This window comes from Mycobacterium sp. E2479 (assembly GCF_001667925.1).
Lineage (GTDB): Bacteria > Actinomycetota > Actinomycetes > Mycobacteriales > Mycobacteriaceae > Mycobacterium.
Genome location: NZ_LZJR01000068.1, coordinates 43,766 through 57,950, shown reverse-complemented (window position 1 = coordinate 57,950; position 14,185 = coordinate 43,766). Strand labels below are relative to the sequence as shown.

The following is a 14,185-nucleotide window of genomic DNA, read 5'->3' as shown; positions in this document are numbered from 1 at the left end:
TAAACCCTTGACTGCACGGGCGCCGGGGTTGCACGGTGTACATATGTTCACTCAAACCGCTCAGACTTCTGGCCGCGCTTTCGCGCGGACCCTACGGCAGCGCGTCTTGGGTTCAGAGCTGTTAGACCTGCTGACCGGTCCGCACGGCGTCGATCGGTACACCGAACTGGTGGCGCCGACCTGGACGCTGGGCGAAGCTCGCGCCAAAGTGACCGACGTGCGCCGGACGACGCCGCGCAGTGTCACCCTGACCCTGACCCCCAACGACACCTTCCTGTCCGCTCACCCGCCGAAGGCCGGCCAGTACGTCAACCTCACCGTCGAAATCGACGGCCGCCGGCACACCCGCTGCTATTCGCCCGCCAATGCCGAAGGGACGCCCAACCTCGAGTTGACCATCGGTCGGCACGAGGGCGGCCTGGTCTCGAACTATCTGTACGAACACGCGCACCGCGGCATGGTGGTGGGTTTGACGGGCACCGGCGGCGACTTCACGCTGCCGGCGCGTGGACCACAGCGCCCGCAGCGCATCCTCTTCATCTCCGGGGGTAGCGGCATCACTCCCGTGATGGCGATGGTGCGAACCCTGCTCGCCGAGGGGCATTCGGGCGAGATCGCCTTCATCCACTACGCTCGCACGCCGGCCGAGGCGTGCTACCGCAACGAATTGGCCGCCATGTCGTCGGTGCGGGTGCTGCACGGCTATACCCGATCACACGACGGCGACCTCACCGGGCGGTTCGGCCCAGAGCACCTGGCCGCCGCGATGCCATCACCCGATGCGGTATTCGTCTGCGGGCCAACGCCTCTGGTCGAGGCGGTCCGATCGCAGTGTGACAACGTGTCCACCGAGAGCTTCGTGCCACCGGTTTTCGAGCCGCCGGAGAAACCGTCGGGGGGACGAGTCACGTTCTCCGACAGTGGTGTTGACATCGTCGACGACGGGCGCTCGCTGTTGGAACAGGCCGAATCTGCGGGCCTGTCACCCGAAAATGGATGCCGGATGGGCATCTGCCACACCTGCACGCGCCGCAAGACGACCGGCACCGTGCGCAACCTGGTTACCGGCGCGGTCTCGACCGCTCCCGACGAGGACGTGCAGATCTGCGTGTCCGTTCCGGTCGGTGACGTCGACCTGTCGCTTTAAAAAGCCATCACGAAACGCTTGGAGGACAACCAATGTCGAACGACAAAATCATCCTGACACGCGAACAGGCCGACGCATTCGGCCGTGAACTCGACGCCATCAAGGAACGCGTGATGGCAGAGCTCGGCGAACAGGACGCCGACTACATCCGCCGCGTCATCAAGACGCAGCGTGCGCTGGAAGTCGGTGGCCGGGCGCTGCTGTTCGCCGGGTTCCTGCCGCCGGCGTGGCTGGCGGGCACCACGATGCTGGGCCTGTCGAAGATCATGGACAACATGGAGATCGGCCACAACATCATGCATGGCCAGTACGACTGGATGCGCGACCCGGCGATCTCCGGTCGCACCTTCGAGTGGGACACGGCATGCCCGGCCGATCAATGGCGGCATTCGCACAATTACATGCACCACACCCACACCAACATCGTGGGGATGGACCGTGACATCGGTTACGGGATTCTGCGGATGAGCGAAGATCAGCGGTGGCAGCCGTACTTCCTGGGCAACCCGGTCTACGCCTTCCTGCTGATGGTCTTGTTCCAGTACGGCGTCGCACTGCACGAACTGGAAACCGAGCGCATTCGCTCCGGCGAGATCCGGCTCGAGGACAAGCGCGATGTCCTCCGGGCCATCTGGAAAAAGACCCGTCGGCAGACCCTCAAGGACTACGTCGCCTTCCCGCTGCTGGCCGGTCCCTTTGCGCCGTTCGTCCTCGCCGGTAACCTCACCGCAAACCTGATGCGCAATGTGTGGTCGTACATGATCATCTTCTGCGGCCACTTCCCGGACGGAACCCAGGAATTCACCGTCGAAGAAACCAGGGACGAGTCACGCGGCATGTGGTACTTCCGCCAAGTCCTCGGCTCGGCAAACCTCACCGGCGGCAAGTTCTTTCATCTGTTGTCCGGCAACTTGTCGCACCAGATCGAGCACCACCTGTTCCCTGACATGCCGGCCCGTCGTTACTCCGAGATCGCGCCCGAGGTGCAGGAGATCTGCGAACGCTACGGCATCCCCTACAACCGTGGTCCGCTGCTGCGCCAGTTCGGCACCGTCGTCCGCAAGATCGTCCGGCTGACCTTCCCCGACTCGTGGGCGCGCAAATCCATCGCCGAGCAGACCCCCGAGCCCGAGCTGATCGCCGCCTAATCCCCGCGGTCCGGCCATCGAGTTGGTGCGAGATATCGGCTGAATCACGACCGTGGGCCGTATGGACGATTCAAGGCGTCTCGCGCCCATAGGACCACACCGGCGCAAGTGGGGACTGCTCAGCTCACCTCGGTAGGGGCGTCGGCCGCCTTGAGGAGTTTCACCTCGGGCCGCTGGGGCACGCCGTCGGCGAGGAACCACCGAAACGCCAGGTTCCCACGCGGATAGCCCAGCGTGGTAAGCGAATTCGGATGTGTCGTCTTGTCGTTGGACAACACGACCGTCACGGAGCCGTCGCTGTTGACGACGGCACTGTGGCCGTTGAGGGAGCAGCGGGCATCCTGCGCGCCGAAGGTCGCCATGAACTGGTTCCACACCACCAGGTTCCAGAACCGGCATGGCGGCGGCCGGTGGGTGATGACCAGCGCCTCGTCCTGGTCGAGCACGAAGCTGCCATAGGAGTAACAGGCGTCGCGTGCCGACCAGCCGAAGTTGGCGTCGGGCACCTGATAGGGATCGGCGAATGCGTTTGCGGCATGGTCGGTTTCGTGCCCCAGCGCGTGCCGCTCATCAACGCGGTTCCCAACGGCCAGCGGGACGATGGCGAACATGGTCCGCAACCAGGTCGCGGCGGCGCGCAGACTCGCCGCGGTCTCGGCGTCGCCGTGCCGGATCGGGTCGGGCTCCTCGAGCGCCGTGATGTGCCACGTCACCGGGCGGCCCGTCAGGGGATCAGCCTGATAGTCGCGGGTCATCAGCACAGCCGCGCCCGGCGTCGCGGGAAATTCGAACGTGAAGTTGCCGCCGGCGTCGATGTCGAGGTCGGTGTCGCGGACGATCGCGACCACCCGATCGGACCACGCCCCGGGCGATGGCTCGTTGTACGCCGTCACCGAAAAGTAGACGCTGTCACCCTTATTCCCGCTGATGCGGTACCGGCGACCGGGATCGACCGGGCAGATGAAGTAGTAGGCGTCGGTGTTGTCCCCGCCCCAGCGACGGTCGCGGCGCGACGGCGTGTTCACCGCGACGAATTGCGGTCGACCCGGCTCGGGAAACAGATAGGTGTCCAGGGCGACGCCCAGGGTGGCGGCCAGCATGCGGTAGCCGTCGGCGATGTGCCGGTCGTCGGTGACGGCACGGTCACCCTCGAGGAACGAGTGGTCCAGTTCGCCGAGCGTTTTCAGCAGTTCCTGCCACGCGTCCGTCGATTGGTGCGTCATGCGCCGATTCCTTTCAGGAGCAACCTGGTGGTGCGATCGACCCAGGCATCATCGAGTTCGGTGGCGCGGGTTAGCAGGGCCACCAGCGTGATGCCGGCGATGGTCTCGGCCAATTCGGCGGCGGTCACGTCCGGCCGCACCTCACCGCGCGCCGCGGCCGCCGCGAGCCAGTCGGCGAGACCTCCGCCGAGAACGCCGGCGAAGCGCTCCAGCAGCGCCGAATGCAGCGTCGGATCCGCGGCCATCTCGCCGACCAGACCCGGCAGCGCCGCTCTGGCGGCCGGCGTGCTGAGGAAAGCCATTGTGCGGCGGACCATCTCACGCAGACCATCGGGAGTAGACCCACTATCTGGAATAGCGGTACCGGCGCCGATCGGAAACACCGCCTCGTGCACCAGGTGGGCCTTGCTGGGCCAGCGGCGATAAATGGCGGGCTTGCTGGTGCCCGCGCGCTCGGCGATGGCGGAGACCAACAAGCCGGGGTAACCGGTCTCGGCCAGCAGTTCAACCGTCGCGCTAAGCACCGCGGCGTCGATGCGGGGATCACGGGGTCTGCCAAAATCCACTACCATTACGAAACTCAGAGTAACATAAGTGGCCGTGAACGTTCGCCTTGACGACCTCGCCTCGCCCAGGTTCAGCGTCGAGGGCCAGCAGGTTCTGGACATGATGGCCACGATGGCGCCGCAGTGCCCGCTGGATGCCGGCGCGCTGCACGCCAGGGCCAGCGCCGAGACCGGTCTGCACGATTTCGGTCCGAACGATTACCGCGAACGCCTCGAGGTGTATCTCGCCGCGCTGCGCGAGATCGACGGCCTGCACGACGCCGGGGTGGTGAACTTCTACGGCCAACTGCTGCAGGTGCTCAAGAACCGGCTGCTCTTGACAGACCTGCTGCGTCGCCATCCCGAGATCAACGAAATCGAATTACGCTCGCCCGTGGTGATTGCGGGGCTGCCCCGCACCGGTACCACACACCTGCACAACATGCTGGCAGCGCCGCCGACCTTTCGCACCATGCCGTACTGGGAAAGCAACGAACCGTTCCCGATGCCGAATGAAGTTGGCGTTGAGCCGGATCCGCGGCGAACCCGGATGGATGTCGCGGTCGGGGTGATCAACATGGTGATGCCCCATTTCGCGCTCATGCACGAGATGACCACCGACCACGTCCACGAAGAGATCCAGTTGTTGGCCAATGACGTGTCGACGATGCTGCTGGAGACACTCGCCGAGGTGCCCCGCTGGCGCGCCTACTACCAGGCTCATGATCAGACGCCGCACTACGAATACCTGGCCACCCAACTGCGGGCGATGCAGTATCTGCGCGGCGGACGGCGCTGGCTGCTCAAGTCGCCCCAGCACCTCGAGCAGGTGCCCGTCCTGGATCGGGTGTTCCCGGACAGCATCCTGGTGTTCACCCACCGCGATCCCGTACCGGTTGCCCTGTCGATGATCGCGATGATCACCTACTCCGCCCGCATGCACCGCTCGCGGGTGCCGGTGCGGCAGATCGCCGGCTCTTGGATCGACCGCCTCGATCAGATGCTCACCGCACTCATCCGCGACCGCGACACCATCGGACCGGACCGCTCGATCGACGTCCGCTTCGACGACTTCATGGCCGACGAACTCGGCGTGGCCCAACGGGTATACGCGCTGGCCGACGAACCATTCACCGACGAGGCACGCGCGGCAGTCGGCGCCTACCTCGCGGGCCACCGGCGCGGACGACTGGGCAATGTCGAAACGTCCTATGAGATGTTCGGGTTGGACGAGGCCAACCTGCGCGAGCGCTTCGCGCCGTATGTCGAGCGGTTCCTCAAATAAGCGCAGTGCGCTAACTTCTCAACTCATGGTCACAATGCCCGCGCTGGACGGTGTCGAACACAGGTATATCGAGCTGGGAAGCGACGTCACGATCCATGTCGCGGACGCCGGTCCGGCCGACGGACCGCCCGTCATGCTGGTGCACGGCTTCCCGGAGAACTGGTGGGAGTGGCACGAACTGATCGGTCCGCTGGCCGCCGACGGGTACCGCGTGTTGTGTCCCGACCTGCGGGGCGCGGGCTGGAGTTCGGCGCCCCGCTCGCGGTATCTGAAAGCGGAGATGGCCGAGGACCTTGCGGGCGTGCTGGACAACTTGGGTATCGCGAAGGTGAAGCTCGTCGCCCACGACTGGGGCGGGCCGGTCGCCTTCATCATGATGCTGCGCCATCCGGAGAAGGTGACCGGCTTTTTCGGGCTGAACACGGTGGCGCCGTGGGCGAAATTCGATTTGGCGGCGATCCGCGACCTCTGGCGGTTCTGGTATCAGGTTCCGATGTTGCTGCCCGTCGTGGGACCTCGCGTGCTCAGCGATCCCAACTGGCGGTTCCTGCGGATGCTGGGTTCGTGGGTCGGCGGCGAGTTTTCGCTGCCCGAGGACAGCGCCCGGTTGTACAGCGAGTGCATGCGCCAGCCGGGCCACGCGGAGGCCGGATCACGGTGGTATCGCAGCTTCCAGACGACGGAGATGCGCAGCTGGCTGGGTGGTGAGTACAACGATCTTCGAGTCGATGTACCGGTCCGCTGGCTCAGCGGTACTGATGATCCGGTGATCACTCCACGGCTGTTGGACGGATATGCCGACCACATAAGCGATTTCAAAGTAGAGCTGGTCGACGGCGTCGGGCACTGGATCGTCGCCCAGCGACCAGACTTGGTGTTGGATCGATTGCGCGCGTTTATGAAACTGTGAGCTAGTCGACCCCGATGGTGACTTCTGTCGATTTGATGAACACGGTGGCCGGCTGCCCGACCTTGAGTCCGAGCTCGGTCGCGGCGTCCTTGGTGACCGACGACGTGATGACCTGATCGCCACCGTCGAGCGTCACCCGCACAACGGCCATCACAGTGCCGAGTTCGACCTCGGTGATGGTTCCCCTGAGCTGGTTTCGGGTCGAGAGCCGCATCGCAGGATCCTCCATGTTGGACGGGTGGGGTCTGCGGTGAGCTTAGCCCCGTCGGACCGGGGCCGGAATGGCTTGGCACACTTTCAGTTACGCGGACGGACGATTCTAATGCCGCGGACCGAGCAGGGCTACGGATGCATCCACGGCCGGCTCCACGATTTCTCGGACCGGCTTTCCGTCTTCGACCGCAAGTGCGGTGAGCTCACGCAGGCCGCCCAGCAGGATCACGGCCAATGACGCGGTCAGCGGGGGCAGCTTTGCGCGGCGGAACCCCGGACTGGCGCTGAGGTCGATCAGCAGGCTGGTCAACAACTGCAATCCGCGGCGTTGCACCGGCCGAGCGGCAGCCCCCAGCGACGGCAGTTCACGGATCCAGCTCAACGTGATGGCCGGCCGCGCCTCGATAGAGCCGACGTAGGCCTCGACCGCCTGGCGGATCTGCACGTGCCAATCGGCCTCGGGATCGACGGATGCCACGATCTTCTCGCCGAGATTCTCGATGTCCACGGCCAGCAATTCCAGGAAACACTCTTCCTTGCCGGCGAAGTGGTCGTAGAACGTGCGTTTGGACGTGCGTGCGTGGCGGACCACGTCGGCAACCGTGCTGGCGCGGTAGCCGCGCTCGGTGATCGAGGTGGCCAGACCGTCAAGCAGCCGTTGCCGAAACGGATCCGGCTCGGCGGGTGCGTCGCCCGCAACCGCATCGGCGGCAGCCGCCGTCACCGCTGGTGTCACGCGGGCGCCCCCTTTCGACGAACGCGGCGCCTTGTCAGGCTTGGTACATCAGAGTACCGTACAGGGAGATGTTGCGGTACATCGCCGTACCACCCCGGTGCCGGGGCAGATATTGGGAGACGTCATCGCCATGAGCCACCAAGTCGCCGCCCCGCCGGCCGCAATCAAGCTGCCTCCGGCGGTCCGAATCCCCAAGTTGCTTCAGGGCCTTGGATTTTCGATGTCGCGGCGCTGGATGATCCAGCGACTGGCGCGCCGCCACGGCGACGCGTTCACGCTCAACCTGCCGATGTACGGGCGCGTCATCGCCATTGGTGACCCGCAGCTGGCCAAGCAGATCTTCACGACCAGCCCCGACGAACTCGGCAACATTCAGCCCAATCTAAGCAGGCTGTTCGGCACCGGCTCCGTGTTCGCGCTCGAGGGCGACGAACATCGCCAACGGCGTCGGCTGTTGGCCCCGCCGTTCCACGGCAAGAGCATGAAGAAGTACGAAAGCATCATCGAAGAAGAGACACTGCGCGAGATCGCCGACTGGCCGCACGGCAGCCCTTTCGCGACGCTGCCGCCGATGATGCGAATCACGCTGAACGCCATTTTGCGCGCGGTTTTCGGCGCAGAAGGCGCCGAGCTCGACGAGCTGCGCCGGCTCATCCCGCCGTGGGTCACCCTGGGCTCGCGATTGGCGTCGGTGCCGATGCCCAAACGCCAGTTCGGTCGGTACAGCCCGTGGGGCCGACTGGCCGAATGGCGACGCCGGTACGACAACGTCGTCGACAGGTTGATCGATGACGAGCGGGCCGATTCGCACTTCGCCGAGCGGACCGACGTCCTGGCGATGCTGCTGCGTACCACCTACGAAGATGGTTCGGCCATGTCGCGCAAGGACATTGGCGATGAGCTGCTCACGCTGCTGGCGGCCGGACACGAAACCACCGCATCCACGCTGGGCTGGGCGTTCGAGCGGATAAGCCGGCACCCCGACCTGCTGAAGGCGCTCGTCGAAGAGGCCGACGACGGCGGCGGTGAGCTGCGTCAGGCCACGATCTTGGAGGTCCAGCGAGCCAGGACGGTGATCGATCTCGCGGGTCGCCACGTCTACCCCGAGACGTTCCGCCTTGGCGAGTGGGTGATCCCGCGGGGCGATACCATCATCGTCGGAATCGGGCAGATTCACAGCAACCCCGACGTGTTCCCCGATCCCGACCGTTTCGACCCGCAACGCTTCATCGGGACCAAGCCGTCGGCGTTGTCGTGGATCCCGTTCGGTGGCGGGACGCGCCGCTGTGTAGGAGCGGCGTTTGCCAACATGGAAATGGACGTCGTGCTTCGGACAGTGTTGCGCCGCTTGACCATTGAGACGACGGACGCGCCCGACGAGCACTGGCATTGCCGTGGGGTCGCGTTCACCCCGAAGGACGGCGGCCGGATAGTGGTGCGCCAGCGCTGAATTCGGCGCGGGCCTGGACCCGGGAGGAGCCCGGCGTCGCTACTGGCCCGCGGTTGCCCGGCGCGGCAGTTTCCAGCCCGGGCGGATGAAGTGGCAGGTGTACCCGTTGGGATAGTGCTGCAGGTAGTCCTGGTGTTCGGGCTCGGCTTCCCAGAAGTCGCCGGCGGGGCTGACCTCGGTCACCACCTTGCCGGGCCACAGCCCGGACGCCTCGACGTCAGCGATGGTGTCCAGCGCGACTCGCTTCTGGTCCTCGTCGAGATAGAAGATGGCCGACCGGTAGCTGGCACCCCGGTCGTTGCCCTGCCGGTCTTTCGTTGTCGGATCGTGGATCTGGAAGAAGAACTCCAGCAACCTGCGGTAGTCGGTGACGGCCGGGTCATAGACGATCTCGATGGCCTCCGCGTGGGTGCCGTGGTTCCGGTAGGTCGCGTTGGGCACGTCACCGCCGGTGTAACCGACCCGGGTCGAAACCACGCCCGGCTGCTTACGGATCAATTCCTGCATCCCCCAAAAGCAGCCGCCGGCGAGAATCGCTTTCTGGTTGGTCATCGTTCGTCCTCCATAACCGGCCAGCACTCGGGCAGGAACAAAAGCCAGGCTACACTCCGCCGATGAGCTGCAACGGTGCCGCGAAATCATGAGCACGCCGAAATTCTCTCGTAGCGAACTGGCTGCCGCCTTCGAGAAGTTCGAAGCGACGGTCGATGCGGCGGCGCGATCGCACGACTGGGACGCGTGGGTCCAGCACTACACACCCGACGTCGTGTACATCGAACACGCGGCGGGCACCATGCATGGTCGCGATGAGGTCCGCGAGTGGATCAGCCGGACGATGGGCAGTTTTCCCGGCAGCCACATGGTCGCGTTCCCGTCGCTGTGGTCGGTGATCGACGAGGCCACGGGGCGCATCATCATGGAACTCGACAACCCGATGCGCGATCCGGGCGACGGCACTGTCATCGGCGCGACGAACATTTCGATCATCACCTACGCCGGCGATGGCCTGTGGCGTCAGCAGGAAGACATCTACAACCCGCTGCGCTTCGTGCAGGCCACGCTGAAGTGGTGCCGCAAGGCCCAGGAGCTGGGCACCCTCGACGAGGCCGGCTCGCAATTCATGGCGCAGTACGGAGGGACCCAGTGAGCAGCAAGCCCAAACTCGTCATCGGCGCCAACGGCTTTCTGGGTTCGCACGTGACCCGACAGCTCGTCGCCGACGGTGCGCAAGTCCGGGCGATGGTGCGGCCGAACGCCAACACCCGTGCCATCGATGACCTTGCGCTGACCCGGTTTCACGGCGACGTGTTCGATACCGCCGTGCTGCAGGAGGCGATGGACGGTGTCGACGACGTCTACTACTGCGTCGTCGATACCCGTGCCTGGCTGCGCGACACCTCGCCGCTGTTTCGCACCAACGTCGAAGGGCTGCGCAACGTTCTCGACGTGGCCGTTGCGCAATCCGGGCTGCGCCGGTTCGTCTTCACCAGCACGTACGCGACCGTCGGGCGGCGTCGCGGACACGTCGCGACCGAAGCGGACGCCGTCGGCACCCGCGGGGTATCGGACTACGTCCGATCCCGAGTTCAGGCCGAGAACCTGGTGATGCGGTATGTGGCCGAGGCCGCGCTGCCCGCGGTGGCGATGTGCGTGTCGACGACATACGGCAGCGGCGATTGGGGCCGCACCCCGCACGGTGCGTTCATCGCCGGCGCGGTGTTCGGCAAGCTGCCCTTCACGATGGAGGGCATCGAGCTGGAAGTCGTCGGCGTCACCGACGCGGCCCGGGCCATGATCCTGGCCTCCGAACACGGGCGCATCGGCGAGCGATACCTGATTTCCGAGCGGATGATCGCCTTGAAAGAGGTGGTCCGGATCGCGGCCGACGAGGCGGGCGTGCCCGCGCCGCGACGCTCCATCTCCGTCCCGATGCTGTATGCGCTTGGCGCGCTGAGTGACCTGCGGGCCCGCTTCACCGGCAAGGACGCCGAGCTCAGCCTCGCCTCGGTGCGCATGATGCGTGCCGAAGCGCCCGTCGACCACAGCAAGGCCGTGCGCGAATTGGGCTGGCAGCCGCGGCCGGTCGAGGAGTCCATCCGCGAGGCGGCCCGGTTCTGGGCGGCGATGCGAGATGCCAAAGGTAGGAGCGCAACTCCGCGCTGAACACCACGCCGACCGCCGTTCAGGACGCTGCGCGGCGATCGGCGTAGGACTAGCCTCGGGCGGTGTGACGACCGCGCGAGTGCCCGTCGATCTCAGCGGAGCGCCCCAGACCATGCTGGCGACGTTCTACGCGAAGGCGCTGGACGCCGACTTCCCGAAACCGATCCTGGGCGATCGGTACGCGAAGGAGATCGTCGAGCGCATCGACTACGACTGGAAGAGAACGACCATCACCGCGCGGCGCGCGCCGTCGGTGACCACCCGGTCGGCGCACTTCGACCACTGGACGCGCAAATTCCTTGCCGCGCATCCGTGTTCGATCGTTCTGCACCTGGGCTGCGGGCTGGACAGCCGCTTTTTTCGCTTGCAGCCAGGCCCGGACGTCCAGTGGTACGACGTCGATTACCCCGAGGTCATAGCGCTGCGCTCCCAGCTTTACCCGGGCGGCGATCACTATCGCCTCGTTGCCGCCTCGGTAATTGACCCGGCGTGGCTGGCCGAAATCCCGGCCGACCGTCCCACGCTGATGATCGCGGAGGGGCTGACGATGTATCTCACCGAGCAGGACGGAACCGCGCTACTGCGCCGGGTGGTTGACCGGTTCGGTTCAGGTGAGCTGCAGTTCGACGCGTTCAACTGGCTCGGGATCAAGTCGCAATGGCTGAACACAGTGGTGCGACGGTCGGGATCCACGCTGCATTGGGCGATCAACGGGCCCGACGACATCGTCGAAGCCGTGCCGACGGTGCGGCTTTTGGCCTGGGAACGATGGTTCGAGTCGGATACCTTCGCGCAGTTGCCCCGCTCATCGCGGGTCTTGGGCAAGATCATGTCGCAGTTCCGGGCGGTTGCGAACATGTCGCAATACCACCGCTACGCATTCGGTCCGCCGGACGGGAAGCCCTGACCACGGACGCGCGTTGAACCAAACAACTTCGTCTAAGGAGAAACCACCATGGCCCACCCGGAAATCAAGGAACCCAGCGCGGGACACCCGATCACCATCGAGCCGACCAAGGGACGGGTGCAGGTGCACGTCAATGGCGAGCTCGTCGCCGACACCACCGCGGCATTGGAACTACGCGAAGCTACTTTGCCTGCAGTGCAATACATTCCGTTCGCCGACGTGGTGCAGGATCGGCTCAGCCGGACGGAGACCAGCACCTACTGTCCCTTCAAGGGCCACGCGAGCTACTACAGCGTGACCACTTCGGCCGGTGACACCGTCGACGATGTGATCTGGACGTACGAGCAGCCGTATCCGGCCGTCGCGGCGATCGCCGGGCATGTGGCGTTCTACCCGACCAAGGCCGACATCAGCGTCTTTACTCAGTAAGGGATCCACCCGGGAAGGGCATTTTCGACCGCGCGGGTGTCGCTGTACAGACGCATGGAGATGATCAGCCCGTCGCGGGTGTCGAAGATGCATACGAACGGGCTATCGAATTCGAGGCCGTTAGAGGTGGTGCCGGTGGCTTGCGCCTCCACCACCACGGTCTCTCCCTCGTTGACGCAGCGCACCAAGTCGATGGTCAGCTCGAGGTTTTGCTTGCGTCGCTCGACGGCCCGCCGAAACGTGGCCTTGTCGCAGGAAGTGCGCGTGTAGAGGGTCCAGTAGGTGAAGTCGTCACTGAGCAGCGCGAAGCCCTCGTCCAGATCCCCGTCATCGCTTACGGTCTGCAGGAACATCCAAGCCAGTTCGCCCTGCGGGTCATCGAACGGCGTCATCACAACGCAATATTGACTTGGCCCGCAGTTCACGGTCAATCAGATCAATCGGAGACTCATCAGGTGAAGAGCGCGCGCACGGTCGTTTTTCCCGGGGCCGTCAGCTTCGGGCACACGTTGGCGCCCCTTCGCCGCGGCCGCGGCGATCCGTGCTTCCGGGCTCCCGGTGACGGCTCGATCTGGCGCACCAGCCTGCTGCCCAGCGGGTCCGTCACGGCCCGGATCAGCCGCATCGCCACCAATGCCGTGCAGGGTGTGGCGTGGGGCAGCGGCGCACAGGAGTTCATCGAAACGCTGCCTGCCATGCTGGGTCTCGAGGACGACGACTCGGACTTCGTGCCGCAACATCCGACAATTGCGGCCGCGTACCAACGGGTTCCGCACTTGCGCCTCGGCCGCACCGGGCTGGTGCTGGAGGCTCTGATCCCGGCGATCATCGAGCAGCGGGTGCCCGGAGCCGATGCGTTTCGCTCGTGGCGGCTGCTGGTGACGAAGTACGGCACACCCGCCCCGGGGCCGGCGCCGGAGGGAATGCGCGTCATGCCGCCGGCGCAGGTATGGCGACACATCCCGTCGTGGGAGTTTCATCGCGCCAATGTCGACCCGCGGCGGGCGCAGGCCGTGGTGAGCTGTGCGCGGCGGGCTTCTTCGCTGGAACGGTTGGTGTCGTGGCCGACGGGGCGGGCACGTGAGGCGTTGATGTCGCTGCCGGGGGTCGGGGAGTGGACCGCCGCGGAGACCGCGCAACGCGCCTTCGGCGACGCCGACGCCGTGTCGGTGGGCGACTATCACATTCCCAAGATGATCGGTTGGACATTGCTGGGCCGGCCCGTCGATGACGCGGGCATGCTCGAACTGCTCGCGCCGATGAGACCCCACCGCCAGCGCGTGGTCCGGTTGCTCGAAGCCAGCGGACTGGCCTACGAACCCCGCCGCGGCCCGCGGTTGCCGGTACAGCAAATTCGCTCGCTTTGATGCGTCGCGTTTTTCAGCGTGGTCATCGGGTACCCACCAGTGCAAGTAATTGTGTGCGAACCATGAAAGGAAGCTAGGGAATAAGCGATGACTCAGTTCACTATTCCGGGATTGACCGATAAGCAGGCGGCACGGCTCACCGAACTGCTGCAAAAGCAACTGAGCACCTACAACGATCTTCACCTGACGCTGAAGCACATTCACTGGAACGTGGTTGGCCCGAACTTCATCGGCGTGCACGAGATGATCGACCCGCAAGTGGACGCGGTGCGTGGGTTTGCCGACGATGTTGCCGAACGTATTGCGGCGCTTGGCGCTTCACCGCAGGGAACGCCCGGCGCCATCATCAAGGACCGGTCGTGGGACGACTACTCGGTGGGCCGGGACACGGTACAGGCGCACCTGGCCGCCCTGGATCTCGTCTACACCGGCGTCATCGAGGACATCCGCCAATACATCGACGAGACAGAGGAACTCGACCAGGTGACCCAGGACCTGCTGATCGGCCAGGCGGGGCAGTTGGAGAAGTTCCAATGGTTCGTCCGGGCGCACCTGGAAAGCGCCGGCGGAGAACTGGCGCACAAGGGTAAGAGCACCGAGAAGGATGCCGCGAGCAGCGCACGTGGCAAATCCTAGAAAATCCGTTCCGCGTAACTACGCAC

Annotated in this window: 17 protein-coding genes; 11 read left to right on the top strand and 6 right to left on the bottom strand. The window is 65.2% G+C overall.

Annotated features, from left to right (window positions below; genetic code table 11):
* The first annotated feature begins 43 nt into the window (after positions 1–43).
* Together A5686_RS08155 and A5686_RS08150 are read left to right on the top strand one after the other, a co-directional pair.
* Positions 44–1,147 carry a ferredoxin reductase gene (locus tag A5686_RS08155; RefSeq protein WP_067932900.1) on the top strand — a complete coding sequence of 368 codons (1,104 nt, stop codon included), beginning with the start codon at positions 44–46 and terminating at the stop codon, positions 1,145–1,147.
* A gap of 32 nt (positions 1,148–1,179) precedes the next feature.
* Positions 1,180–2,295, top strand: a complete 1,116-nt coding sequence (locus A5686_RS08150) for an acyl-CoA desaturase (protein ID WP_067932898.1) — start codon at positions 1,180–1,182, stop codon at positions 2,293–2,295.
* 119 nt (positions 2,296–2,414) lie between these two features.
* Here A5686_RS08150 and A5686_RS08145 read toward each other — a convergent pair whose 3' ends face one another.
* Positions 2,415–3,518, bottom strand: coding sequence for a DUF1214 domain-containing protein (locus A5686_RS08145; protein ID WP_067932896.1), 1,104 nt, complete (start codon positions 3,516–3,518; stop codon positions 2,415–2,417).
* A complete protein-coding gene (locus A5686_RS08140; RefSeq protein WP_067932894.1) occupies positions 3,515–4,090 on the bottom strand; it encodes a TetR/AcrR family transcriptional regulator in 576 nt (191 codons plus the stop codon). Before A5686_RS08140 ends, A5686_RS08145 begins: the two co-directional genes overlap by 4 nt.
* Positions 4,091–4,118: 28 nt before the next feature.
* Here A5686_RS08140 and A5686_RS08135 point away from each other — a divergent pair, with 28 nt between their 5' ends.
* Complete coding sequence (locus A5686_RS08135) at positions 4,119–5,348, top strand: sulfotransferase (protein WP_067933032.1); 1,230 nt, start codon at positions 4,119–4,121, stop codon at positions 5,346–5,348.
* Between the two features lie 25 nt (positions 5,349–5,373).
* Positions 5,374–6,258 carry an alpha/beta fold hydrolase gene (locus A5686_RS08130; protein ID WP_067932892.1) on the top strand — a complete coding sequence of 295 codons (885 nt, stop codon included), beginning with the start codon at positions 5,374–5,376 and terminating at the stop codon, positions 6,256–6,258.
* 1 nt (position 6,259) lies between these two features.
* On the opposite strand, the gene A5686_RS08125 is transcribed toward A5686_RS08130, so the two are convergent.
* Together A5686_RS08125 and A5686_RS08120 are read right to left on the bottom strand one after the other, a co-directional pair.
* A complete protein-coding gene (locus A5686_RS08125) occupies positions 6,260–6,472 on the bottom strand; it encodes a molybdopterin-binding protein (RefSeq protein ID WP_067933030.1) in 213 nt (70 codons plus the stop codon).
* 105 nt (positions 6,473–6,577) lie between these two features.
* Positions 6,578–7,195, bottom strand: coding sequence for a TetR/AcrR family transcriptional regulator (locus A5686_RS08120; protein WP_067932890.1), 618 nt, complete (start codon positions 7,193–7,195; stop codon positions 6,578–6,580).
* Positions 7,196–7,337: 142 nt separating this feature from the next.
* Between A5686_RS08120 and A5686_RS08115 the strand changes: the two genes are divergently transcribed.
* Positions 7,338–8,657, top strand: a complete 1,320-nt coding sequence (locus A5686_RS08115; RefSeq protein ID WP_067933028.1) for a cytochrome P450 — start codon at positions 7,338–7,340, stop codon at positions 8,655–8,657.
* Positions 8,658–8,696: 39 nt separating this feature from the next.
* Here A5686_RS08115 and msrA read toward each other — a convergent pair whose 3' ends face one another.
* Positions 8,697–9,209 (bottom strand): peptide-methionine (S)-S-oxide reductase MsrA, encoded by a 513-nt coding sequence (msrA, locus tag A5686_RS08110; protein ID WP_067933026.1) that lies wholly within the window; start codon positions 9,207–9,209, stop codon positions 8,697–8,699.
* An 88-nt stretch (positions 9,210–9,297) separates the two neighbouring features.
* On the opposite strand from msrA, the gene A5686_RS08105 reads away from it, so the two are divergent.
* The 4 genes from A5686_RS08105 (at position 9,298) to A5686_RS08090 (ending at position 12,156) form a co-directional block, all read left to right on the top strand.
* A complete protein-coding gene (locus tag A5686_RS08105; protein ID WP_067932888.1) occupies positions 9,298–9,804 on the top strand; it encodes a nuclear transport factor 2 family protein in 507 nt (168 codons plus the stop codon).
* The gene (locus tag A5686_RS08100) at positions 9,801–10,820 is read left to right on the top strand and encodes an NAD-dependent epimerase/dehydratase family protein (RefSeq protein WP_067932887.1); all 1,020 of its coding nucleotides are present in this window, start codon (positions 9,801–9,803) and stop codon (positions 10,818–10,820) included. The genes A5686_RS08105 and A5686_RS08100 overlap by 4 nt, the downstream gene beginning before the upstream one ends.
* Positions 10,821–10,899: 79 nt before the next feature.
* Entirely contained in the window at positions 10,900–11,727 is an 828-nt protein-coding gene (locus tag A5686_RS08095) for a class I SAM-dependent methyltransferase (protein WP_067933024.1), read from the top strand.
* A 48-nt stretch (positions 11,728–11,775) separates the two neighbouring features.
* Positions 11,776–12,156: a DUF427 domain-containing protein gene (locus tag A5686_RS08090; protein WP_067932885.1), complete on the top strand. Its 381-nt coding sequence runs from the start codon at positions 11,776–11,778 to the stop codon at positions 12,154–12,156.
* Here A5686_RS08090 and A5686_RS08085 read toward each other — a convergent pair.
* A complete protein-coding gene (locus A5686_RS08085) occupies positions 12,150–12,548 on the bottom strand; it encodes a nuclear transport factor 2 family protein (RefSeq protein ID WP_067932883.1) in 399 nt (132 codons plus the stop codon). The two genes, A5686_RS08090 and A5686_RS08085, sit on opposite strands and share 7 nt — an antisense overlap.
* Before the next feature lie 63 nt (positions 12,549–12,611).
* Between A5686_RS08085 and A5686_RS08080 the strand changes: the two genes are divergently transcribed.
* Both A5686_RS08080 and A5686_RS08075 read left to right on the top strand, forming a co-directional pair.
* Entirely contained in the window at positions 12,612–13,523 is a 912-nt protein-coding gene (locus tag A5686_RS08080) for a DNA-3-methyladenine glycosylase (RefSeq protein ID WP_067932881.1), read from the top strand.
* 87 nt (positions 13,524–13,610) lie between these two features.
* Entirely contained in the window at positions 13,611–14,159 is a 549-nt protein-coding gene (locus tag A5686_RS08075) for a Dps family protein (RefSeq protein ID WP_067932879.1), read from the top strand.
* Positions 14,160–14,185 lie beyond the last annotated feature (26 nt).